The sequence below is a fragment of the Anaerococcus sp. AGMB09787 genome (assembly GCF_022808955.1).
Lineage (GTDB): Bacteria > Bacillota > Clostridia > Tissierellales > Peptoniphilaceae > Anaerococcus.
In genome coordinates, this window is sequence record NZ_JAKZEY010000006.1 from 21,565 (window position 1) to 46,564 (window position 25,000).

At 33.9% G+C, this 25,000-nt stretch carries 19 protein-coding genes, 1 pseudogene and 1 other annotated feature; of the genes and pseudogenes, 19 read left to right on the plus strand and 1 reads right to left on the minus strand.

Translation table 11 applies throughout. The annotated features are described in order from the left end of the window. Window positions 1-17: 17 nt before the first annotated feature. From MUN42_RS02385 to ilvN, 8 genes are all read left to right on the plus strand, one after another. A complete protein-coding gene (locus tag MUN42_RS02385) occupies window positions 18-1,046 on the plus strand; it encodes an SIR2 family protein (protein WP_243342693.1) in 1,029 nt (342 codons plus the stop codon). Continuing rightward, the gene (locus tag MUN42_RS02390) at window positions 1,047-2,891 is read left to right on the plus strand and encodes an ATP-binding protein (RefSeq protein ID WP_243342694.1); all 1,845 of its coding nucleotides are present in this window, start codon (window positions 1,047-1,049) and stop codon (window positions 2,889-2,891) included. Between the two features lie 503 nt (window positions 2,892-3,394). Further along, window positions 3,395-4,744, plus strand: a complete 1,350-nt coding sequence (locus MUN42_RS02395; RefSeq protein WP_243342714.1) for an SIR2 family protein — start codon at window positions 3,395-3,397, stop codon at window positions 4,742-4,744. Window positions 4,745-5,265: 521 nt separating this feature from the next. After that, window positions 5,266-6,306: a ketol-acid reductoisomerase gene (gene ilvC, locus MUN42_RS02400; RefSeq protein WP_347708752.1), complete on the plus strand. Its 1,041-nt coding sequence runs from the start codon at window positions 5,266-5,268 to the stop codon at window positions 6,304-6,306. Between the two features lie 10 nt (window positions 6,307-6,316). Next, a complete protein-coding gene (ilvD, locus tag MUN42_RS02405; RefSeq protein WP_243342696.1) occupies window positions 6,317-7,972 on the plus strand; it encodes a dihydroxy-acid dehydratase in 1,656 nt (551 codons plus the stop codon). Window position 7,973: 1 nt separating this feature from the next. Then, the gene (locus tag MUN42_RS02410) at window positions 7,974-9,140 is read left to right on the plus strand and encodes an ATP-binding protein (RefSeq protein ID WP_243342697.1); all 1,167 of its coding nucleotides are present in this window, start codon (window positions 7,974-7,976) and stop codon (window positions 9,138-9,140) included. Window positions 9,141-9,236: 96 nt separating this feature from the next. Further along, window positions 9,237-9,459, plus strand: a binding site (T-box leader). A gap of 101 nt (window positions 9,460-9,560) precedes the next feature. After that, a complete protein-coding gene (ilvB, locus tag MUN42_RS02415) occupies window positions 9,561-11,222 on the plus strand; it encodes a biosynthetic-type acetolactate synthase large subunit (RefSeq protein ID WP_243342698.1) in 1,662 nt (553 codons plus the stop codon). Window positions 11,223-11,225: 3 nt separating this feature from the next. Further along, the gene (ilvN, locus tag MUN42_RS02420; RefSeq protein WP_243342700.1) at window positions 11,226-11,705 is read left to right on the plus strand and encodes an acetolactate synthase small subunit; all 480 of its coding nucleotides are present in this window, start codon (window positions 11,226-11,228) and stop codon (window positions 11,703-11,705) included. Between the two features lie 870 nt (window positions 11,706-12,575). Here the strand turns inward: ilvN and msrB are convergent. Then, window positions 12,576-12,968, minus strand: a pseudogene (gene msrB / locus MUN42_RS02425) (peptide-methionine (R)-S-oxide reductase MsrB); the annotation flags it as partial. Between the two features lie 432 nt (window positions 12,969-13,400). On the opposite strand from msrB, the gene aroF reads away from it, so the two are divergent. The 11 genes from aroF (at window position 13,401) to groL (ending at window position 24,766) form a co-directional block, all read left to right on the plus strand. After that, the gene (gene aroF / locus MUN42_RS02430; protein WP_243342702.1) at window positions 13,401-14,411 is read left to right on the plus strand and encodes a 3-deoxy-7-phosphoheptulonate synthase; all 1,011 of its coding nucleotides are present in this window, start codon (window positions 13,401-13,403) and stop codon (window positions 14,409-14,411) included. Continuing rightward, entirely contained in the window at window positions 14,412-15,233 is an 822-nt protein-coding gene (locus tag MUN42_RS02435) for a prephenate dehydrogenase/arogenate dehydrogenase family protein (RefSeq protein ID WP_243342703.1), read from the plus strand. 1 nt (window position 15,234) lies between these two features. Beyond that, window positions 15,235-16,296 carry a 3-dehydroquinate synthase gene (aroB, locus tag MUN42_RS02440; RefSeq protein ID WP_243342704.1) on the plus strand — a complete coding sequence of 354 codons (1,062 nt, stop codon included), beginning with the start codon at window positions 15,235-15,237 and terminating at the stop codon, window positions 16,294-16,296. After that, the gene (gene aroA, locus MUN42_RS02445) at window positions 16,289-17,536 is read left to right on the plus strand and encodes a 3-phosphoshikimate 1-carboxyvinyltransferase (protein WP_243342705.1); all 1,248 of its coding nucleotides are present in this window, start codon (window positions 16,289-16,291) and stop codon (window positions 17,534-17,536) included. The genes aroB and aroA overlap by 8 nt, the downstream gene beginning before the upstream one ends. Continuing rightward, window positions 17,526-18,617 carry a chorismate synthase gene (aroC, locus tag MUN42_RS02450; protein ID WP_243342706.1) on the plus strand — a complete coding sequence of 364 codons (1,092 nt, stop codon included), beginning with the start codon at window positions 17,526-17,528 and terminating at the stop codon, window positions 18,615-18,617. The genes aroA and aroC overlap by 11 nt, the downstream gene beginning before the upstream one ends. Beyond that, window positions 18,604-19,731 (plus strand): bifunctional chorismate mutase/prephenate dehydratase, encoded by a 1,128-nt coding sequence (locus MUN42_RS02455; RefSeq protein ID WP_243342707.1) that lies wholly within the window; start codon window positions 18,604-18,606, stop codon window positions 19,729-19,731. Before aroC ends, MUN42_RS02455 begins: the two co-directional genes overlap by 14 nt. Further along, a complete protein-coding gene (locus MUN42_RS02460; protein ID WP_243342708.1) occupies window positions 19,732-20,949 on the plus strand; it encodes a shikimate kinase in 1,218 nt (405 codons plus the stop codon). Next, window positions 20,930-21,361: a type II 3-dehydroquinate dehydratase gene (gene aroQ / locus MUN42_RS02465; protein ID WP_243342709.1), complete on the plus strand. Its 432-nt coding sequence runs from the start codon at window positions 20,930-20,932 to the stop codon at window positions 21,359-21,361. Before MUN42_RS02460 ends, aroQ begins: the two co-directional genes overlap by 20 nt. 68 nt (window positions 21,362-21,429) lie before the next feature. Continuing rightward, a complete protein-coding gene (locus MUN42_RS02470) occupies window positions 21,430-22,653 on the plus strand; it encodes an aminotransferase class I/II-fold pyridoxal phosphate-dependent enzyme (RefSeq protein WP_243342711.1) in 1,224 nt (407 codons plus the stop codon). A 204-nt stretch (window positions 22,654-22,857) separates the two neighbouring features. Next, a complete protein-coding gene (locus MUN42_RS02475) occupies window positions 22,858-23,139 on the plus strand; it encodes a co-chaperone GroES (protein ID WP_243342712.1) in 282 nt (93 codons plus the stop codon). Between the two features lie 10 nt (window positions 23,140-23,149). Continuing rightward, the gene (groL, locus tag MUN42_RS02480) at window positions 23,150-24,766 is read left to right on the plus strand and encodes a chaperonin GroEL (protein WP_243342713.1); all 1,617 of its coding nucleotides are present in this window, start codon (window positions 23,150-23,152) and stop codon (window positions 24,764-24,766) included. Window positions 24,767-25,000: the final 234 nt, after the last annotated feature.

The following is a 25,000-nucleotide window of genomic DNA, read 5'->3' on the forward strand; positions in this document are numbered from 1 at the left end:
TTTTAGAGGATGAATATATGATTAAGATAACAAAATATAATACTGATGTAGTAAAAGAAATAAGAATGTGTGCGTTAGAAAAACGACTCAATATATTAATAGGATCAGGCTGCTCTTCGGAAGCGATGCCACTTATGTCAAAATATAGTGATATTGATTTGAAAGATAGAAATGAAAAGATGATTAAAGATATTATCCATCTTAGCAAAATATCAATTTTTAAATCTAAATTTTTAACGAAACATAAGAGCCTGGATATAGTAGAAAAAATAATTTATACACAAAATTCATATAAAAATTTTATTTACTCTATAATAAATATACTTAATCTTTCTAACTCTAGACAAGTTCCAAGGACAACTAATATTTTTACAACTAATTATGATTTGTTTATAGAAAATGCTGTTAATAATTTACAGAGTCACAGTAGATTCGTTTTTAATGATGGTGCTAGTGGTTATTTCGAAAGAATTCTTAATTCAAGTAATTATAATCAAGTAGTTGCATATAAAGGAATAAACGATAATTATATCATGGAGATACCGTCAATAAATTTGATAAAATCTCATGGATCAGTTAATTGGAAACGTGAAGGTGATAAGGTCATAGTATCTAATATGGTTTATGATAATCCCATGATTGTTCCTCCAACTGGATATGAAGAACAAGAAACTTTTATTAATAACTACTTTCATGATATGCTTAGAATATTTCAAATAGAACTAGATAAACCACAAAGTGTTTTAATAATTGTTGGATTTTCTTTTCAAGATAAACATATAGCCAAAATGGTTAAAAGAGCCCTACGAAATAGAGAGCTGATAGTTTATATATTTGTTTACGAAGGTGATGGAAAAAATATAATTGATAATTTAGAAGTAACAGATATACCACCAAATTTAAAATTAATACTGACAGATAATATATTTTCTACGGAATATATTAAATCAGAAAATGATATTAAATTAACTTTAGATAATCTGTCAGAATTATTATCTAATCCCGATATTCAAATAAATATTGAAGATGAAAAGGATGAGAATTAAATGGAAAGTAGTAAGGGAAAATTATTAGGTGTAATAGTTGGAGTAGAAGGTGATGAGGCAGAAGTAGCTATGTATAGCATGTCTAATGATACTACTTTCTTATGGGATGGAGATATTTTAATAGGTCCCAAAATAGGTGCTCTTTTAACTATATATCAAGATGATATAAAAATAATTGCAAGTGTATCGAAAGAAAAAGTAATGGACAATAAAAATACTGTTAATAGCATAGAGTTTGACAATAGATATAGTAAAGATTCTATTAATAGAATTCTTTTACTAAAAGTAAAAGGTATAATTGAAAATAAACAATTCTTAGTGACCAGCAAATATGTTCCTATGATAGGAAACGAGGTATCAATAACGAGTAAATATGATTTAAATACTGTGTATGGATTAAGTATCGAAGAACCTTACATAAATATAGGAAGATCAATTTTAGAAGACATGCCTATAAAATTATCAATAAATAAATTTTTTGCATCTCATATTGGTATATTCGGTAATACAGGAAGTGGAAAATCTAATACATTACATAAGCTTTATCTTGAATTATTTAGGACTGATTATATGAATTTTATTTCAAGAAAATCAAAGTTTTTTGTAATAGATTTTAATGGTGAGTATTCATCAGAGAATATGTTTGGTGTTGATGAAGAAAATAGGAGGATTTTTGATATAAATACAAGGATTGGGATGGATAAGAAGTTCCCAGTTACTAAAGAGTATTTATTTGACCCAGATGTATTAGCACTTTTATTTGATGCGCGTCCTGCAACACAAGTACCTTTCTTAAGAACTTCAATTAATATTTATAAAAAAGATATAAAAGATGAATCGGATTTTGCGAAAATGGAAATTGGGTTATTAATAAAAATATTGGAGACTTTTAGAACGAGTGGCATAGAAGCTGTTAATAATTGGGTAGATGCATGTGAGAAGACTACTGTTGATAAAAATTTATTGAGTGGATTAAAAAGTTTTCAAAGTAGGTTAGACTATGGAAATGCTAAATTTGAGAGTGAGAATGGGCGAATATTAATTTCAAATAATAAATTAACTGAGTTTGGAAAAGAGTATTTTAAGATAGAAGAGTTGGAAGAAGGATTACAACAATTTTATGGAAATTCAAACTTTTTAACGAGATTAAGGTCATTTTTAGAATTTCAAAAAGTTTATGTAACCTCATGGAAGTCGACTAATATTGAATATATTAATCCTCTATTCAAAAGAATAGAGTCTGCATTTAACGCTTTGGATAAGGTGATTATAGTAAAAGATAATATAAATGATGAGTTTAAAACTTTAAATATTATTTCTCTATTAAATGCAAATGTAGAAATAACTAGATTAATACCAATGCTATTATCAAAAATGATTTATGATCAGCATAAGTACATCCAAAATAATAAAAAAAGAGAAAATACAGTACATTTAATAATTGATGAAGCACATAATATATTAAATGATTCTATAAAAAACTTGGGTGATGATTGGCAAGACTATCGACTATCCATTTTTGAAGAAATAATAAAAGAGGGACGAAAATTTGGATTTTTCGTAACTATAGCTAGTCAAAGACCTGCTGATATATCACAAACCATCACTTCTCAATTGCATAATTTTTTTATTCATAGGTTAGTAAACGAAAAAGACTTAAGGATGCTAGAAAATACTATGCCTACTCTTGATAAAAGTTCTTATAAAAAGATTCCTATGTTAGGAAAAGGAGAAGCTGTAATAACGGGAAATGCACTAAGTATACCATTGTTTATAAAAGTTGATAAAGAGGAGACTATAAGACCCAATAGTGATGACATAATACTTACAGACATATGGAAATAAATAATTATAATTTTTTCTGCACTCGGACTTGGGTTGGACTAAGAATCTGATAATTTCCTATAACTAGGTGGATTTAGTGATTCAAGAAAAATTATAATGTAGTATTTTGAATGGTTTTGTAAAAATCGGAAATTTGAAAAGTAAGAACTGCAAAAGATATACTTTGCTTTATGTATTTACTTAATGACATGCATGTAATCGCACATCTTGGTAATATTAGAGAAGAATTGAACAAATGGTGTGATGAAATAAAGAATGAGTATTTTTTATAAAATTCTGGAACTGGAACTGGGAAAATTTTTCAAAAATACACTTAAATGGAATGAATTTTCTATCACGAGATAAACTGAAAACCTGTATTTTGGATGTTTTTGAATACAGCGAACATTATAAAAAGAAAGAGGGAGTAGGACTAGTAAATAGAAGAAAGTTAGTAAAAAATTATTACTAGTATTTTTATAAAATTGATGTAAATGAAGAGAATAGGAGGATAAAGTTTGAATGTGTATGAACCTTGTGAATGTATGATTTGTAAAAATAATAAAAATTTTGATATGCCTGAAGAGATTATTGAGTCCGTTTTGAAAAACAATTTAGTTCTTTTTTGTGGTACAGGTATAAGCACAGAGTCAAAATCTGTTTTCCCTGAATCATTTTACACAAGTGTTTTACGTGAAATAGAAGAAAAGACAAATAATAAAGTTGATTTAGAAACCAGTTTTTCTATGCTAATGAGTTTATATATTGATACATTTCCCAATGGTCGTAGGAAATTGCTAAATAAAATCAAAGAAAAATTTGATTTCATAGATTCTTTTCCTCAATTATTAAAAGCAGCTACTAGTTTTCATAGAGAAGTTGCTGCAAATCCTTTCATTGAAACGATAATTACAACAAATTGGGATACATATTTTGAAGATTATTGTGATTGTACTCCCGTAATTAATGATACTGATGTTACTTTGTGGAATGTATTTAAAAAAAGAGTATTTAAAATACATGGATCAATTAATAATGTTGGGTCAATAGTAGCTACCGAAAAGGATTATGAGGAATCGTATAGTAGACTCTCTAGCGAATTAATAGGAGATAGGCTAAAAACTATTCTGGCAAGTAGTACTGTTGTCTTTATTGGTTTTTCCTTTGGAGATGAGGATCTTAATAGGTTGTTAGATATATTATCCGAAAAGATGGGGGATTTTAGCAATCAATTTTATTTAGTCACAATTGATGAAAAATGGAAAGTAAATGTAGACTCAAGAGTAATCCCAATTATTACTGATGGAACATATTTTATTCACCAATTAAACAATATATTAATAGCAGAAGGGCGACTTGTTTCAAGTGATATTTATGATTATGCAGAAGAGCTTTTGTATTTCATTAAAAAAGAGCATGTAAAGCTTTTTGAATCAAATACTTATCGAGACGAGATTAAAGATTTTCCTGAATTACTATTATCAATAGCTTATCAAGATGCATTTATTCATGCTTTAGAGAGATGTGTTGCGCATAGAAGTGATGGAGAATATTTGATTCCTGGTTACTTTCAGCCTAAAATTCAATCATACGAGAGTTATTATGAAAAGCGTATATCAGAAGAAAATTACGATCAAGCGTTCTATAATATGGGATATTGTGATGGTTTGCTATCGCTATTATTATTTGTTAACAATCCAGAAGAAGCAAAGATACCTCCATTATTTATATATGAAGAGAACTACTTTGAAACAAAAGATGATCTTTTTAAATATATATCAGAGAATAGAAATAAAAAACACTTTGAATATTGTTCAGAAAAAGTACAAAACATGAATGATTTAGTTCCTCATTTTATGCCTTGGTTTATTTAACTGAAGATCATTTCAGTCATTCCATTCACATCTAAAGGGTATTGTTGGCATATTAGTGGGGTAAGAATTTTCCCTGGTACTGGGACTGGGACGGGACTAAAAATCTGAAAACGTCCTATAATTATATGGATTTGGTGATACTCTAAAAAATAGAGCCTAGTATTTTGAATGGTTTGGGATATATCGGACGTTTGGAAAAGAAGAATGGGAGTAGTTAAGTAGGCTTTAAAGTCTTATAAATATCCATTTTACAACTTCTATGCTTCTAAATTTAATTATTGTATATTAAAAACGCTAATCGGTTTATAGACTGGCTAGCGTTTTAATTTGTCCACTTTATGGAGTTGGGCTAATGAAAGAGAACGAAACATTAAATCATTTACTATTAACTGACAGTTTTAGTCAGATTTTTAGTTTAACTTTTTGGACTCAGTTCATTTGTATATAGAGGATTTTTTATTACAAAGAAAGTTATATATTTTTTTGAAAATTATTTATTGTAAAGTATAATTATAAAAAACATAAACAAAGAGGCGTTTAAAATGACAAATAGAATTTTTTATCAACAAGATTGTGATTTACAAAAACTTAGCGAGAAAAAGGTTGCTATAATAGGATACGGTTCTCAAGGACATGCTCATGCACTTAATTTAAGAGATAGTGGAGTTGATGTTGTAATAGGACTATATGAAGGTTCTAAAAGTTGGCAAAAAGCTGAGAAACAAGGCTTCAAAGTTATGACTTCAGATGAAGCTGCAAAAATTGCTGATATAATAATGATTCTTATAAATGATGAAAAACAAGCAAAACTTTATAAAGAATCCATAGAGCCTAATTTAAGTGAAGGAAAGACTTTAGCCTTTGCACATGGATTTAATATTCACTATGGTTGTATTAAACCACCTAAAGATGTAAATGTTATAATGATTGCTCCAAAAGGCCCAGGTCATACAGTTAGAAGTGAATATGAAGCAGGAAAGGGAGTGCCTTGTCTTATAGCGGTGGAACAAGATGCGACAGGGGATGCTTTAGATATAGGTCTTGCTTATTCTCTAGCGATAGGTGGAGCGAGAGCAGGAGTTCTTGAGACAAGCTTTAGAACAGAAACAGAAACAGATCTTTTCGGAGAACAAGCAGTTCTTTGTGGTGGAATATGTGCATTAATGCAAGCAGGATATGAAACTTTAGTAGAGGCAGGTTATGATTCTAGAAATGCATATTTTGAATGTATTCATGAGATGAAGCTTATAGTCGATCTTATATATCAAAGTGGCTTCTCTGGAATGAGATATTCTATATCTAATACTGCTGAATATGGAGATTATATTACAGGACCTAAATTAATAACCGAAGATACAAAAAAGACAATGAAAGAAATATTAAAGAATATTCAAGATGGTAGTTTTGCAAAAGACTTCTTATTAGATATGTCTGATTCGGGATCTCAAGTACACTTCAACGCTATGAGAAAAAAAGCACTTGAACACCCAAGCGAAATTGTAGGAGAAGAAATCAGAAAACTTTATAGTTGGAGTGATGAAGATAAACTTATAAATAACTAGAGAGGATATTATGAAAAAAGAAAATGTAGTAGAAGGAGTTAAAAACGCTCCTCATCGTAGCTTATTTCACGCTTTAGGTCTTACAGAAGAAGAACAAAATAGACCTCTTATAGGAATAGTAAGTTCCTACAATGAAATTGTTCCTGGGCATATGAATATAGATAAAATAGTAGAAGCAGTTAAATTAGGAGTAGCTATGGCCGGAGGAACACCAATAGTTTTTCCAGCCATAGCGGTTTGCGATGGAATTGCTATGGGACATATAGGTATGAAATATTCCTTGGTTACTCGTGATTTAATAGCTGATTCTACTGAAGCTATGGCCTTGGCACATGGTTTCGATGGACTTGTTATGGTTCCTAATTGTGATAAAAATGTACCTGGTCTCTTGATGGCAGCGGCTAGAGTTAATATACCTAGTGTATTTGTAAGTGGTGGACCTATGCTTGCTGGAAGGGTTGATGGAAAGAAAACAAGTCTATCAAGTATGTTTGAAGCAGTAGGATCCTATAATGCTGGTAAAATTACTTACGAAAAACTAGATGAATTTGAAAAAAAAGCATGCCCAACTTGTGGATCTTGTAGTGGAATGTATACAGCAAACTCTATGAATTGTTTAACAGAAGTTCTAGGTATGGGTTTAAAGGGTAATGGTACAATTCCTGCTGTATATTCTAGAAGGATAGAGCTTGCTAAACATGCTGGTATGGCCGTTATGGATATGGTCGAAAAAAATATTTGTCCTAGAGATATCATAACAAAAGAATCTTTGATCAATGCCCTAACTGTCGATATGGCTTTGGGATGCTCTACAAATACTATGTTACATCTGCCAGCTATTGCACATGAATGTGGTATAGATTTGAACTTAGATATAGCAAATGAAATAAGCAAAAAAACACCTAACCTTTGTCACTTAGCACCTTCTGGACATGCATATATGGAAGATCTTGAAGAAGCTGGTGGAATATATGCTGTTATGAATGAACTTTCAAAAAAGGATTTAATAAATAAATCTTGTATTACAGTAACTGGAAAAACAGTAGGGGAAAATATTGCATCTTGTAAAAATCTTAACACTAATATAATAAGACCTATTGACAATCCTTATAGTCAAACAGGTGGCATAGCAGTACTAAAAGGAAACTTAGCTAGTGAAGGTTCGGTTGTTAAACGTGCAGCAGTTGATGAAAAAATGCTTGTTCACCAAGGACCTGCTCGTGTCTTTGACTGCGAAGAGGATGCCCAAGAAGCTATTAATGCTGGAAAGATAAATAAAGGTGATGTTGTTGTAATAAGATATGAGGGCCCAAAGGGTGGTCCTGGTATGCGTGAGATGCTAAATCCTACATCTTCCATAATGGGAATGGGATTAGGAGATAGTGTAGCTCTTATAACAGACGGAAGATTTAGTGGAGCTACTCGTGGAGCTTGCGTGGGACATATAACACCAGAAGCTGCAGCAGGTGGTTTGATAGGACTTGTAGAAGAGGGCGACATAATTAGTATAAATATTAAAGAGAACAAAATTGAACTTAAAGTAGATGAAGAAATAATTAATGAAAGAAAGAAGAATTTTGTTCCAAAAGAAAAGGAACTTAGTGGTTATCTAAAAAGATATGCTAAATTGGTATCTGGTGGTGCATCAGGGGCAATCTTGAATTAAAATGAATGATTTAAAAATAAAATTAGAAAATATTTGTATATTCAGAGATATATTAAATGATGACGTTATAAAAAGTCTTATAAAATATTTAGAAGCACCAAGTACAAGCTCATATACAGAATTTGTAAGCAAATTATATAATACTTCATTGGGAGACTTGGGTAAACATATAGAAAATATTTGTAATAAGAGCGAAAATATATATGTAAAATCTTTAGCCTCAGGTGAAAGCATACCTATATTTATGAAAGACTGCTTATGTTGGGAATTAGATCTTTTAAAAGAATTAGCAGACCTAAATAAAAAAGAACTTTTGAAATTAATTGATTTCGAGGGCTTTCTCCCTGACTTCCAAAGTAAAAAGACTAATATAAAAGATAATTATATAGATAGATGTAAAAATATAAGTAAATATGGATATGGCATATATGCTAATAATAGAATGTTTTGTATAGATGAAAACAACAAGATAGTTCCAGTATTAAATCCAGATAAAATAGAACTTACAGATCTTATCGGATATGAAAGAGAAAGAAATATTATAATAAATAATACAAAGGCTTTACTGAAAAACAAACCAGCATCCAATATTCTTCTTACAGGAGATTCTGGAACAGGTAAATCTTCTACTGTAAAGGCTGTGGCAAACTTCCTATGGGAAGATGGATTAAGAATAATAGAAGTTAGAAAAGATCAACTTAATTCTATACCTAAAATTTTAGGAGATTTATCAAACAATCCTCTTAAATTTATATTGTTTATTGATGATTTGTCATTTTTTAAAGATGATGATAGCTTTAATATTCTTAAAGCTGTGCTTGAAGGATCTCTTAATGGAAAATCTAAAAATGTAGTAATCTATGCTACAAGTAATAGAAGGCACATTATAAAAGAAAACTTTTCAGATAGGCAAGGGGATGATATTCATATAAATGATACTATCGAGGAGCTTGTTTCACTTTCACAAAGATTTGGAATACAAGTGAATTTTTCAAAACCTAATAAAAAAACATATATAGATATAGTTAATTATTTAGTCGAAAAATCTAAGATTGATATGCCTAAGGATGAACTCAATCTTTTAGCAGAAAGATTTGCTTTGGAAAGAGGGTCAAGATCTCCTAGAATAGCAAGACAATTTGTTGATACATTACTTGCAAGTCAATGATTAATACCATTAGAATTTAAATGTAAGTATAATAAAAAATAGCTTGACATTTATTTTCAAATGTATTATTATGTATATAAAATTATAAATTATAAAATAATAGAAAAAACTAGTAGGACTTATTAGGATTTAAGAGAGTAGACGATTGGTGAAAGTCTATATCCTATATGTGTTGAATATCATTTTTCTCATGTAAATCTGAAATAATAGTAAGATTTGCCGCTATGGTAGGCGTTATCTAGAACCGGCATTTAATTGATGCTTGAGAGCTTATTATAATAAGAAAAAAAGGTGGTAACGCGGTAAATTCGTCCTTTGTCGAAAGACAAAGGATTTTTTAATATAAAAATGCAAAAATTTATGGAAATAAAAAAGAATTATATTATCAATGTATAGTATTAAATTATAGGAGAATAATTTATGAAGATGAAGGGTGCAGAAATAATAATAAATACACTTATAGATGAAGGAGTTGATACAATATTTGGATATCCTGGAGGATCAGTAATTCAACTTTTTGATTGTTTGTATGACTACAAGGATAAAATCAGATTAATAAGAACAAGTCACGAGCAAGGAGCAACCCATGCTGCAGATGGATATGCAAGATCAAGCGGAAAAGCAGGAGTAGTTGTAGCTACATCTGGTCCTGGAGCTACAAATACCGTTACAGGACTTGCTACAGCATTTATGGATTCAATTCCTTTAGTATGTATAACTGGAAATGCAAGTAGAAAATTAATTGGCAAAGACTCTTTTCAAGAAATTGATGTAATGGATTTAACTATGCCTATAACTAAACATAATTTTATGGTTAGAGATGTAAATGATCTACAAGATACCGTAAGACGTGCTTTTATGATTGCAAATACTGGAAGAAAAGGGCCAGTATTAATAGATATACCATCTGATCTTATGGGAGATTTTGCAGAATACTATAAAAAAGAAAACTTAGAAGAAGACAAAGATTTATCTATTAATGAAGAAGAAATTAAGAAAATTGCAAAATGTATAAATTCTTCAAAAAGACCTATTATATATTCTGGAGGTGGAGTAACTGCTTCGGATAGCTTTATGGAACTAAGAAAACTTATTAATATATCTAACATACCTGCTTGTAACACTATTATGGGAATCGGTGTATTAGGTTATGAAGATGATTTAAATTTAGGTATGCTTGGTATGCATGGTAAATATTCTACTAACAGTGCAATTAAAGAGTGTGATTTACTTATAGCTTGTGGAGTTAGATTTTCTGATAGGGTAGCTCTAAATACAAAAAAATTCGCACCAAATGCAAAAATAATCCACATAGATATAGATAAATCTGAGATTGATAAAAATATACACGCTAATTATAAGCTAGTAGGAGATATAAAAATCGTATTAAATAAACTTCTTCCATATATAAAGAAAAGAGATAGAAAAGACTGGATAAGTAGAATAAATGAATTAAGAAAAGGAGATTACCTACCAGAAGATTCCAAAGACAAATTAAATCCTAATCAAGTCATTAAATACATATCAAAAAAGTTGGGTGAAAATTTAATATTTGTAACCGATGTTGGACAACATCAAATGTGGACAGCTCAGTATTGTGGAAGAACAAAACCAAGATCATTTCTTACAAGCGGAGGTTTAGGAACTATGGGATTTGGTTATGGTGCTGCCATAGGAGCTAAAATAGCAAACCCAAATCGAAATGTAGTTTTAATAACTGGAGATGGTTCCTTCAATATGAACTTTAATGAAATAATCACAGCAGTAAATAACAATATAAAAATAATAACAGTTGTTATGAATAATTCTAGCCTTGGAATGGTTAGACAATGGCAACATTTGCTTTACAATGATAGATTTTCTGCAACTAAAATTAAAAGCAGTCTAAACTACGTTAAACTTGCAGAAGCAATGGGAGCAAATGGATTTTCCTGTAAAACCTATGATGAATTTAAAAATTCATTTGAAAAATCATTAACTATGGAAGGACCATCAGTAATAGAAGTAAAAATAGATGAAAATGAACTAGTTCTACCTATGATACCAGCGGGTGGAACAGTAGATGATGTAATAATGGAGTAAAATATGAAAAAAATTAGTACAATTAATATATTAGTTGAAAATAATGCAGGAATATTAACTAGAATTTCTTCTATATTCTCAAGAAGAGGCTTTAATATTGAAAGCATAAATGCAGCTGTGAGTGGAGGAGGAAACAAAACAAGAATAATAGCTACAATTTCAGAAGAAGAGGATGTTATTAGGCAAGTAGTAAATCAGATAGAAAAACTTGAAGATGTAATAAATCTTGAAATTATGGGAAATGAGAATTTCATATCACGAGAAATGCTAATAGTAAGACTAGAAGTTAGAAATGAAGACTATTTAGAGCTAAATGCCCTTACTAATTTATATAATGCAAATATTATAGACTATTCATCTGAAGACTTGTACTTAGAACTTACAGGAGATAGAAAAAAACTAAATGACTTCCTAAAAATAATTTCAAAATATAAAATAAAAGATTTTACAAGAACAGGAATAACAGGAATAAAGAAAAAATAAACCTAGATAAGTTCTATAATTTTCAATTCTCTTATAAAGAGAAGATATAATAAATAGGAAAAATAAAAACTAAATAGATAAAAAGAAATTTGTATAAGAGCAGTCAAATAAAGTCAAAGATCCTGTTAATATGTATTAAGAATAGTAGAAACAACCAAACAATAAGGAATTATTGAGTGAGAATAATCGCAAAATTTTGTGAAATGTCTCAGTATTAATCTAGAAAATATATACAAGTTACTTTTACTCAAATGGTTCTCATAGAAAAATATAATAAACTAAATAATAGTTCCAGGTGGTTTACATTTGGACAAAAAATTAGACCGTAGTCTTAGCCTGCGGTCTTTTCGAGTTTAGATAAAAAAATTTGCGGAACTATTAATTTTTCTTGCAAAATAAGTTAGCTATAAATTGAGCTATTATTGAATTTATTCCGTACAATAATCTATAAATAGATGCACTCTCGTTGTAATAGATAAATATGGTAGGAACAAAAATATCAATATAATGAAAATTGAAAAGAACCAATTAAATGAATTCTTGATTCAATAAGCAATTGATATTATAAGACAAATTATTGGAATCACAATAAATAGAATCAATATAGCACTGCCAGTATCTTGAATAAGTAAAGGCAACATATAAAATTCAAAAAATATTATAAGCCAATAAAGTAATATTTTTATGATTTTTCTATATCTAATATCTCCCTAACTCAAACTTTCCTAGTAATAAGCATACAATTATTTCCTTTTTATGTGCAGTAATCTTTCTTTATGTGTTCTATTATAAATCTTGATTTTTTTAGGAAAGAGGAACTTCTAACATTATAACTTTTTGTTAATTATTTCATTTTTATAAAGTTTTTTATTACTCAAACATCTCCAGGTAGTCCCCATACCCTTCTTCTTCCATTTTATCCTTTGGGACAAATCTTAGGCTAGCGCCGTTTATGCAGTATCTTAGGCCGCCTTTTTCTTTTGGACCGTCTGTGAAGACGTGGCCTAGGTGGCTGTCGGCTTGTTTGCTTCTTACTTCCATTCTGATCATGCCGTGGGACTTGTCTAGTTTTTCTTCTAGGACATCTCCTATTGGCCTTGTGAATGATGGCCAGCCACAGCCTGCATCGTACTTGTCCCTTGATGAGAAGAGAGCTTCTCCACTTACTATGTCAACATATATTCCTTCTTCATAGAAGTTATCGTATTCGGAAGAAAATGGCCTCTCGGTTGCGTTTTCTTGGGTAACACGATAGGATATATCGCTTAATTTTTTTTAATTTTTCTTCTTTATTCATAATTCACCTCATTTTATTTATAACCATTTTTACTTTATTAAAACTTAGTTAAGGATATCTTTGATTTTTGGAGAAGAGGTATGACAGTTAATGATTAAAAATTCAGGTTTTTAATTATTTTTCAAGAGTTTTTTTATTATCAAAGTAAAATTGGCATTGAAATCACAAAAATTTGTGATATAATTACAAGCAAAGGAGATAAAGATGTTCTTAAGTATTAATTTTAAAAATGCATACTTTTATTATTACTTTACTAGCATATTTAGTAAGGCTATTTCTGGTGTGCAAAATACTTAAAGAATTTATCTTTTAGTTTTAGCTTCCTGGATTAGCCAGGGAGCTTTTTTATTACCATTGAACTTTAGCGGTTAAAAGCGATAAATTATTTAGGAGGATTTATGATTGTTAAGTTAAGAAAAGATGTAAGTGAAGAAAGTTTATCTAAGTTTATTAAGACTATCAAGGATTTGGGGCTTAGCCCATCTGATTTGTCTTCTGGCAATAGTGAGAAGTTGATAGGTCTAATAGGGGATACTGCCAAGTTAGATATTAATAATTTTAGGAAGATTGATATTGTAGAGGATGTTATTAGGATTCAAGAGCCATACAAGAAGGCTAATAGGAAGTTCCATCCAGAGGACACTGTGGTTGAGCTTGCTAATGGTGTAAAGATTGGTGGGGGTAATTTTCAAATTATGGCAGGACCATGTTCTGTCGAGAATGAAGAGCAGATAATAGAAGTTGCGAAAGCTGTAAAGGAGGCAGGAGCTACAATCCTAAGGGGAGGAGCCTTCAAGCCAAGGACTTCGCCATATTCTTTCCAAGGTCTTGGTAAAGAGGGAATAGATTTGTTGTTGAAAGCAAAGAAAGCCACAGGCCTACCTATAGTAACTGAGATTATGGAGATTAGCCAACTTAAATATTTTGAAGATGTTGATATGCTCCAAGTCGGCGCAAGGAATATGCAAAATTTTGACTTGCTAAAGGCAGTAGGTGCTACGGACAAGCCAGTTCTTCTTAAGAGGGGACTTTCTGCAACTTATGAAGAATTGCTCATGAGTGCCGAGTACATTATGGCAAGTGGCAATTCCAATGTAGTTTTATGTGAGAGAGGGATAAGAACTTTTGAAACAGAAACAAGGAATACCTTGGATATTACTGCTATACCTTACCTCAAGGAAAAAACCCACTTGCCAGTTATAATCGACCCTTCCCATGCTGCAGGAGCTGCCAAGTTTGTTAGACCACTTTCCCTAGCAGGAGTAGGGGCAGGGGCAGATGGCCTCATGATTGAAGTCCACAATGACCCATCCAAGGCCCTAAGTGATGGCCCTCAAGCTTTAAGACCTCAAGAATTTGATGAGGTAGCCAGAAAGGTATTTTCCCTAAGAAAGGCTATGGAGGCTTAGGTGAAAATCGGGATTATTGGCCTGGGCCTTATGGGTGGATCCTTTGCCAAGGCTATCAAGAAATACACATCCCATGAAGTCTATGGCTACGACATTATGGAAAGGTCTCTAGGTCAAGCTGTAAGGCAAAAGGCCATAGATGGGGTCCTAGATCTAGACGACCTTGCTAAGATGGACCTTACAATCCTTGCCATGACTCCTACTAAGGTCCTTAACTTTGTAGAAGATAATAGGCAATTAAGTAATTATGTTATGGACCTATGTGGTATAAAAAGAGTCATCTCTCCTAGGCTATGTGATTTGGCCAGGGAAAATAATTTTACCTACATAGGAGCCCACCCCATGGCAGGGAGGGAAGTTGGTGGATTTGAAAATAGCTGTGAGGACTTGTATAGGGGGAGATATATTATCATTATAAGGCATGGGGACCTTCCTAAGTGGATTATAGGCATGCTTAATGGTATAGGACTAAAGATACAGTATTCTACTGATGATACCCAAGATAGGATCATAGCCTACACTTCCCAGCTCTGCCACATAGCATCCAATGCCCTAGTGAAAACTCCCACCAGCCTAGACCATGAGGGTTATTCAGCTGATAGCCTATTAGATTTAACCAGGGTTGCCACCATAAATGAAGAGATGTGGACAGAATTATTCTTTGCCAACAAGGACTACCTCCTAGAGGAACTTACAAATTATATTATCCAACTCAAAAAATACCAAGATGTCCTAGTAAGGGATGATGAGGAAGGGATGAGAGAGTTACTTAAGGAAGGTAAGGATATTAAGGCAAAGATGTATCCTAGAAAGAGTAAATAAAATGAAAGAAATATTAGTAAAGGTATCTAAGCCATACAAGATTTATATAGACCATGGTGTAATTGACAAAATATCAGACCTTGTCGGAGTAGATAGGTCAAGGCGATTTGTAGTTTTGACCGATAAGAATGTAGATAGCTTATACTTTGAGACTTTAGCAAAAGCTTTATCAAAAACAAAATCAGATATTTTTAAATTTGTCATCGAGCCAGGAGAAGATTCTAAGTCTTTTGACAACTTGATTAGCCTCTTAGAATTTATGGCAGATAAGGATATTAATTCCAAGGATGTACTCATAGCCTTTGGGGGAGGAGTTGTTGGAGATTTGGGAGGCTTTGCTGCAGCTATCTACAGGCGAGGGATAGACTATATCCAAGTCCCTACCACTCTCCTTGCCCAAGTCGACTCATCAGTAGGGGGTAAAACTGCTATCAACTTAAGTAGGGCGAAAAACATGGTAGGCTCCTTTAACCAACCGAGGGCAGTATTTTGTGATAGGCAATTTCTCCATACCCTAGCAGATGATGAATTTGCTTGTGGGATGGGGGAAGTTATCAAGTATGGGATTTTGTTTGATAGGGACTTATTCCTTAAGCTTATGGATAGGGGAAGGCTAGACGAGAACTTGGAGCCTATCATTGCTAGGTGTATAAGTTTAAAGAGAGATATAGTCGAAGAAGACGAGTTTGACACTGGCAAGCGTCAACTACTAAACCTAGGTCATAGCCTAGCCCATTCTATCGAGGTCATCTCAAATCACACCATAAAGCATGGAAAAGCCGTAGCAATAGGAATCTATACAGTAGCTTTGGGATGTGCTAAGAGTGGCTTACTTCCTAGTGGGGACCTAGAATTAATAAAAGAAGTTATCCAAACCCATAACCTACCCTTTAAGCTTCCTTACAAGCTATCAGATATGATGGAGATTATAAGAAAAGATAAGAAAAGAAGGGGAGATTATATAAATGAGATTCTCATTAGAAAGATAGGAGATACTTACTTAGAACAATTTGACTTTGATGGGTTAGAAGAATTTTTTAAAAATGGAGTAAGTCATGCTTAAAGTTAGACCATCGACTATAAAAGGAGAAGTTCAGTCTATATCCTCCAAATCATACGTCCATAGGGCATTAATTTGTGCAAGTCTTGCAGAAGGTAAGTCAAAGATTTTCTTTAACAAATCATCGCTTGATATAGAGGCAACCATATCCTGCCTGAGAGAGCTTGGAGCAGATATTATAGCTGGAGAAGATTTTCTTGAAGTAAGTCCCATCAAAAACCGTCATGCTATACCAAGGCTTGATTGTAAGGAATCTGGATCTACCCTTAGATTTCTCCTGCCACTCGCTTCTTCCTTATATAACAAGTGCTATTTTATGGGAGAAGGGAGACTTCCTGATAGGCCTATCAAGGACTTGGTGGATATAATGAAGGCAAACAAGGTTATATTTTCGGCTAGTAAACTCCCCTTCATGACAGAAAATAAATTTGACTTTTCATATGCCAAGATTAGGGCTGATATTAGCTCCCAATATATAAGTGGGCTACTCTTTGCAGGTCTAAGTCTTGATCACCTAAGTGAGATAGTACCTACTGGCAAGCTTGTTTCTAAGTCCTACCTTGAGCTTACTATGGATATGATAAAGAAGTTTTCGGGCGATGTAGTCTATGAAGATGATAGATTTAAGGTCTATCCGACTATACTCCAAGGTCTAGACTATAGAGCTGAGGGAGATTGGTCCAATGCTAGCTTCTTCTTGGTGGCTGGAGCCTTAAATAAGGAAGTCCTTGTCAAGGGATTAAATCCTAAGAGCCTCCAAGGGGATAGGGCAATAATTGATATCCTCAAGGACTATGGGGCAAGGCTAGAGATAAGGGACGAATACATAAGGGTAGGGGCAGGAGAGAGAAATAATCTCATCATAGATATTAACGAGATACCAGATATGTTGCCAGCCCTATCTATTCTAGCTTCGGGAGCTGACGGTGGCAAGTCTACATTCTACAATGCAAAAAGGCTTAGGATCAAGGAAAGTGACAGGCTATTCGCCACCTGTCAACTAATTAATAACCTAGGGGGCAGGGCTATAGAAAAAGAAGATTCCCTAGAAGTTTATGGGACAGGTGGCCTTAGGGGAGGAAGGGTTGATTCCCACAATGACCACAGAATAGCCATGGCTGCTGTTATTGGTTCACTTATAGCTAAAAAGCCAATCGAGATAAAAAATCATAGGGCAGTTAACAAATCTTACCCAGATTTTTATGAGGACTTTGTAAGAATAGGAGGACAAATTGACATCTAGTTTCGGTCAAAAACTAAAAATTACCATATTTGGACACTCCCATGGCAATGCTATCGGTCTTGTAGCTGATGGCTTTCCGTTGGGAACAAAGATCGATATGGACAAATTAAATGAATTTATGAAGAGAAGGGCGCCAGGATCAAGTAAATATACTACAAGGAGAAGGGAAGACGACCAGGTAGAATTTATAGCAGGAGTAGAAGGAGACAGAATAGTGGCAAATACAATATGTGCCATTATCAAAAATAAAGACACTATATCAAGCGACTATGAATCCTTTAGGGACATCCCTAGGCCATCCCACGCAGACTATGTATCCAATATCAAATACCAGGGCCTTCTCGATATGAGGGGGTCTGGTCCCTTTTCTGCCCGTCTTACAGCACCTTTGTGCATAGGTGGGGCCATAGCCCTACAGATCCTAGAAGAAAGAGGAATAGAAGTCAGATCTCATTTAAAGCAAGTCGGGGGAATACATGATGTAGGAATCGACTATGTAAATCCAGACATGGAAGGACTAAGCTCTTGTAGGCAAAAGGCCATACCTGTGATAGACCCTGATGCAGAAGAGAAAATCAAAAGCTTGTTGGAAGAAGTAAAAGCTAACCAAGACTCTGTAGGTGGGGAGGTAGAATGCGTAGTAACTGGCCTTCCTGTAGGTCTAGGCGAGCCCAACTACAAGTCTTTCGAATCCCAAATAGCCTCCCTTGTCTATGCAGTGCCTGGTAGTAGAGCTATCTCCTTTGGTAGGGGGTTCGAAGCAGCGACTATGCTAGGCTCAGACCACAACGATGAATTCCAAATCCTTGATGGGAAGGTTGTAACCAAGACTAACAATGCAGGAGGACTTGTAGGAGGGATAACAAATGGCATGCCCCTTATCTTTAGTGTAGTTATGAAGCCTACTGCATCTATTTCTAAGGAACAATCTTCTATTTCCATGAGGGATATGAAGGAAGCAAAGCTTAGGATAAGGGGTAGGCACGATCCCTGCATAGCTCTAAGGGCCCTACCTATAATGGAAGCCCTAGCAGCCCTAGTAATTTTAGATTTTATGGAGATAAGTAATGGAAAGTTTTAGAAGAAAAATAGATGCCATTGACGATAAAATAGCTGATCTTTTTGCCAAAAGATTAGAACTTTCTAGACAAATTGGTAAAGAAAAACAAAAAAACGCCCAAAATATTAACGATTATAATAGAGAAAAAGCTATAATAGCAAGGCTTGCCAAGGAATTTCCAGAGGATAAGGATATACTAAACAGACTCTATCAAACTATATTTTCCATATCAAAGAGCCTCCAAAGAGATTTAACTAGGACTTGTGATTATGAAGATTTCTTATTGCAATCATTGTCAAATACCGACTTCACCTCTGCTACCAAGGCAAAGGTTGGAGTCCAAGGCAGCGAGGGGTCCTATGGCTATCTTGCTGCCAAAGAAATTTTTGCAAATCCATCTATCAATTATTATGAGTCCTTTGAAGATATTTTTGCAAGTGTAAATAAGGGAGAGTGTGAATTTGGGGTCTTGCCCATAGAAAATTCCATCTATGGAGAAGTAAATGAAGTCTATGATTTGCTAGATAAAAATAATTCCTATATAGTAGCTGATTTTAAACTTGAAATAAACCACTACCTCCTAGGTAAAGAATCTTCCAACATCTCTGAAATAAAAGAAGTCTTATCCCACTACCAGGCCCTAGGTCAATGTAGGGATTATTTGTCAAAAATTCCTAATATCAAAATCACAAGCTCCCAAAACACAGCCTTAGCTGCCAAATACTTAGCTCTTAGCGAGAGGGATGACCTAGCCTGTATAGGGTCTAAGGAATGTGCTGACCTCTATGGGCTAAAGATCTTAGATGAAAATATCCAAAATAACCAGGCCAACTATACAAGGTTTATAGTCATTAAAAAAGACATGGAAGTCTACAAGGATGCGAGGATTATATCAATTATAATAGAAGTTGCCAACAAGCCAGGAGCTTTATTTGACCTTATAGGTAAATTTGCAGCTCTAGGGCTAAACCTAATTAGAATCGAATCAAGACCAATAGCTGGTAGCAAGTTTGACTTTAGATTTTACTTGAACTTTGAGGGGAATATCAAGGATAACAAGACTAGAAAGCTCCTAAGCGAGCTTCATAATTCTAATGAATACTTTTCCTTCTTGGGAAATTATGTGGAGGTATAAATGAAATTTGGTTTATTGGGCAAGGACCTACCCCATTCTTTTTCAAAAACAATTCATGAGCAAATAGCAGATTATGCCTACGACCTTTACGAAAAAAACATCGAGGACCTAGAAGACTTTATAAAATCAGATATAAGTGGCTTTAATGTAACAATTCCCTATAAGGAAGAAGTTATTAAATATCTTGATTATCTAAGTCCTAGGGCAAAAAGAATAGGGGCAGTCAATACTATAATCAAGAGAGACGGGAAGATATTGGGCTACAATACTGACTATTTTGGCTTTGATTACCTCCTACAGTCCCTAGGTGAAAATTTTACAAGAGCCATAATTCTAGGTGATGGAGCAACCTCAAAGACAATAGGTATAGTATTAGCTGATAAAAAAATATCCTATGTCAAATTATCAAGGAAAAAATCTCCATACTATGCCGACCTGGACAAATTCAATGATGCAGACCTTCTCATAAATGCGACCCCTGTGGGTATGTATCCAAATAATGGTAAGTCTTTAATTGATTTAGACAAACTCCCTAAACTAAAAGCAGTAGTAGATGTAATCTACAATCCCTATATAACAGAAATCTTATTTGAAGCGAGAGATAGGAAAATTAAATATGCAAATGGTCTAAAAATGCTAATTGGCCAGGCCCTAGAAGCTTCATCAATCTTTCAAAATAAGGACTTAGATTATAAAATGATTGAAGAAATCGAGGCCAATATTCTAAAAAATCGCAACATAGTCCTAATCGGCATGCCAGGATCTGGCAAAAGCTCTATAGGTAGCAAGCTTTCTGAAAAAACTGGTAAAAATTTTGTCGACACTGATGCTGAGATAGAAAAAATTGCTAATATGCCTATAAGTGAAATCTTTGAAAAATGTGGTGAGGAGAAATTTAGAGACCTTGAGAAGTCTATAATAAATAAAGTAGGCAAGGAGACCAACCAAATCATAGCCACTGGTGGTGGAGTAGTAAAGGATCCTGCAAATTTTAGACCTCTCAAGCAAAATTCTTTAATATATTTCATCAAAAGAAACTTGTCTGATCTTGACCGTGAGGGTAGACCCTTATCCACAAATTATAGAGCAATCGAGGGTATTTGGCAAGAAAGAAAAGACTTCTACCAACTATTTTCAGATAAGAAAATACCAAATATCAGCATTGATCAAAGCGTAGAATTGATAATAGGAGATTTTTATGAAAATACTTTTAATTAATGGACCAAATATAAATATGCTCGGTATCAGAGAAAAAGATTTATATGGCAAAAAAGACTACAAGCACCTCTTGGAAACAGTAGAATCTTATTGCAAAAAATTAGATATAGACCTAGAGACCTTCCAGTCCAACCACGAGGGAGCTATAGTGGATAAGATTCAAGAAGCTTACCAGAAATTTGACGGCATAATAATAAATCCAGCAGCCTATACTCACACATCTATTGCAATATTAGATGCTTTGAAAGCAGTAGACCTACCTACTGTCGAAGTTCATATCACAGATATAGACCAAAGAGAAGACTTTAGAAAAATATCCTATGTGTCCTTATTTGCTGAAAAAACTATCAAGGACAATGGTATAGAGGGATACTTGGAAGCTATTGACTATCTTTTAGCTAAGAATATATAATAACTATAAAAGTACTAATCTATTACATATCTATAAATACCAAATAATATTTAGAAAAGGAGTTAATCATGACAATGACAATAAAATCAGCTACTTGGTCCAACGAGCCTGACCTTGCTTTTGATATGAAGAGAAAGGCAGAAGAAGCCTGCAAAATTTATGGTGATGATCAGGTGATTAATTCAGTTCTAGGAACCTTGGCTGATGATGAGGGAAGAATAATAGCCTTTCCTTCAGTATATAAGGCCTTAGACGAACTTAGTAAGGGGGAGATAGCAAGTTATGCTCCCATAGAAGGAGATAGAGAATACTTAGATAAGCTTATTGATATACTCTTTGATGACTATAAACCAGATGCCTATATAAGAGCAGTATCAAGTCCTGGGGGAACTGGAGCAATAAGGTCTGCCTTGTGGAGCTATGTAGATAAGGGTGATCCTGTCCTATGTCACAACTATTGTTGGGGAGTATATAAAACCATGTGTCAAGAATTCTGCAGGGACTTTAGAACCTATGAATTTTTTAATGAGGACTTTTCCTTCAATATAGATGACTTGGCAGCAAGGCTTGATGAGGCATTAAGTGATAGGGATAGGACTGCCATAATAATCAATTCCCCTGCCAACAATCCAACGGGCTATTCCCTTAGTGATAGGGAGTGGGACCTAGTAATCGACCTCCTAAAGGATAGGGCAAGGGATAAGGACAAAAAACTAACCCTCCTGGTAGATGTGGCCTACCTAGAGTATGCTGGCGATGGAAAAAGCCAAAGGGAATTTTTCACAAAATTTACTAATCTTCCAGAAAATATTATGGTTGTAGTGTGCTTTTCTATGTCCAAGGCCTACACTGCCTATGGGATGAGGTGTGGGGCAGCTGTTGGAATTTCATCAAGCCAAAAGGCAATCGAGGACTTTGAGAATTCCTTTACCCACACAGCTAGGGCAAATTGGTCAAATGTAAACCACGCCCCACAAAAAATCTTGGTAAAGCTTAGCCAAGGACAGGATTTAGAGGCATACAAAAAAGACCTGGAAGAAGCCAAGGATCTACTAACTAAAAGGGCAGAGGTCTTCATAAGGGAAGCTAGGCAAAATAATATCAGAACTATTCCCTACTTCGGAGGTTTCTTCGCCTTTATACCTACAGATAGGGCCTTTGAAATATCTGATAAATTAGAAAAAGACCACATCTTTGTCTTGCCTCAATCCAAGGGACTAAGAATCGCCCTATGTAGGACTCCAGCGAGACTTATACCAGACCTCGTCCAAGGCATAAAAAAATACCTCTAAAAATTTCGGAAACTAAGGACTAGTTAATAATCCTGGTTTCCTTTTTAATTGCAAATCCTCCAAGCCTTATAAAAATATTATTTCTATGACCTAGCAAAACTTTCTTTAATATAAGACTTGAAATATTTTTTGACCTTGGTATATTATAAATGTGGTTAGCACTTAGATGTGATGAGTGCTAAGAAAAATATAAAGGAGATAAATATGAAACTTAAACCAATCGGTGATAGAGTAGTTATACAAAAGGCAGAAGCTGAAAAAACAACTGCTTCAGGAATCGTTCTTCCTGAAAGTGCTCAAGAAAAACCTCAATATGCTGAGATAGTAGCCATCTCATCAGACATCGAAAACGATGAAAAAAAGGCTGGATCACTTCATGTAGGTGATAAGGTAATATATAGCCAATATTCAGGCACAGAAGTTAAACTAGAAGACAAAGAATACATCGTAGTAAAATATATAGATATACTAGCAGTAGTAGACTAGGAGGATATTAATGGCAAAAGACATCAAATTTAGCGCAGATGCAAGAGAAGGACTCGAAAGAGGAATAGATAAACTAGCAAACGCAGTCAAAGTAACACTTGGACCTAAGGGACGTAACGTAGTCCTAGACAAACCATACGGTGCTCCAACCATCACCAACGATGGAGTAACCATTGCTCAAGATATCGAACTAGAAGATAGGTTTGAAAACATGGGAGCTCAACTAGTAAAAGAAGTAGCCACCAAGACCAATGACGTAGCAGGAGATGGTACAACAACAGCTACAGTTCTAGCTCACGCTATCATCAAAGAAGGACTCAAAAACCTAGCGGCTGGTGCCAATCCAGTAGTTCTACAAAAAGGCCTCAAAAAAGCAACAGAAACAGTAGTAGACTTCATCAAAGACAACTCACGTGAAGTAGAAGACAAACAAGCTATTGAAAATGTAGGAACAATATCATCAGCAGATGAAGAAATAGGTAAACTAATAGCAGATGCTATGGAAAAAGTAGGTAATGATGGAGTAATCACAGTAGAAGAATCAAAAACTACATCTACCTACCTAGACGTAGTAGAAGGAATGCAATTCGATAAGGGCTACCTATCCCCATATATGGCAACAGACAACGAAAAAATGGTAGCAGAACTAACAGATCCACTAATCCTAATCACAGATAAAAAAATATCAAACATCCAAGAAGTCCTACCATTACTAGAACAAATAGTTCAATCAAGCAAGCCACTACTTATCATAGCAGATGATGTAGACGGAGAAGCATTAACAACCCTAATCCTCAACAAACTAAGAGGAACATTCAACGTAGTAGCAGTCAAAGCACCTGGTTATGGAGACAGAAGAAAAGCCATGCTAGAAGACATAGCAATCCTAACAGGAGCTACAGTTGTAAGTGACGAATTAGGCATGGACCTAAAAGACACAGCTATCGATATGTTAGGATCAGCTAAAAAAGTTAAAGTTGACAAAGATAACACTACCATAGTAGAAGGCAAAGGGGACAAGGCTGCCCTAGAAGAAAGAGTATCAGTAATCAGAAAACAACTTAGCGAAGAAGAAAGCGAATACGAAAGAGAAAAACTCCAAGAAAGGGTAGCTAAACTTGCAGGAGGAGTAGCAGTAATCAACGTAGGAGCTGCCACAGAAACAGAAATGCAAGAGAAAAAATACAGAATCGAAGATGCCCTATCAGCAACTCGTGCAGCAGTAGAAGAAGGAATAGTAGCTGGTGGTGGAGTAGTTCTAATAGGCGCTATAGAAAAAGTAAAAGCACTTGCAGAAACACTTGCTGGTGATGAAATGACAGGAGCTACAATCATAGAAAAAGCCCTAGAAGCACCATTAAGACAAATAGCAGAAAACGCTGGAATGGATGGATCTGTAGTAGTAGAAAACGTCAAAAACTCTGCCACAGACGAAGGTTACGATGCCTACAACGACAAATACGTAAATATGTTCGAATCAGGCATAGTAGAACCAACCAAAGTAACAAGATCTGCCCTCCAAAACGCAGTATCAGTTGCAGGAATGATCCTCACAACAGAAGCGGCAGTAGCAGACATACCAAAAGAAGAACCAGCTATGAACCCACAAATGGGTGGAATGTATTAAAACAAAACACACAGCCTTCCCTAAACAATAGGGGAGGTTTTTTAATTGAAAATTTATCAAAAAAATACAAAATAACTAGATAAAAGAAAAAAACAAAATAAAGCTTAAAATTACTAAATAAGAAAAACAATGTTAAAATAAAAAATATATCAAATAGCTATAATAAAAAAAAACAAGAAAATATAGAAAAAACTTGACAAAAAAAACCAAAGGATGTATACTCTAAAAGTCAGC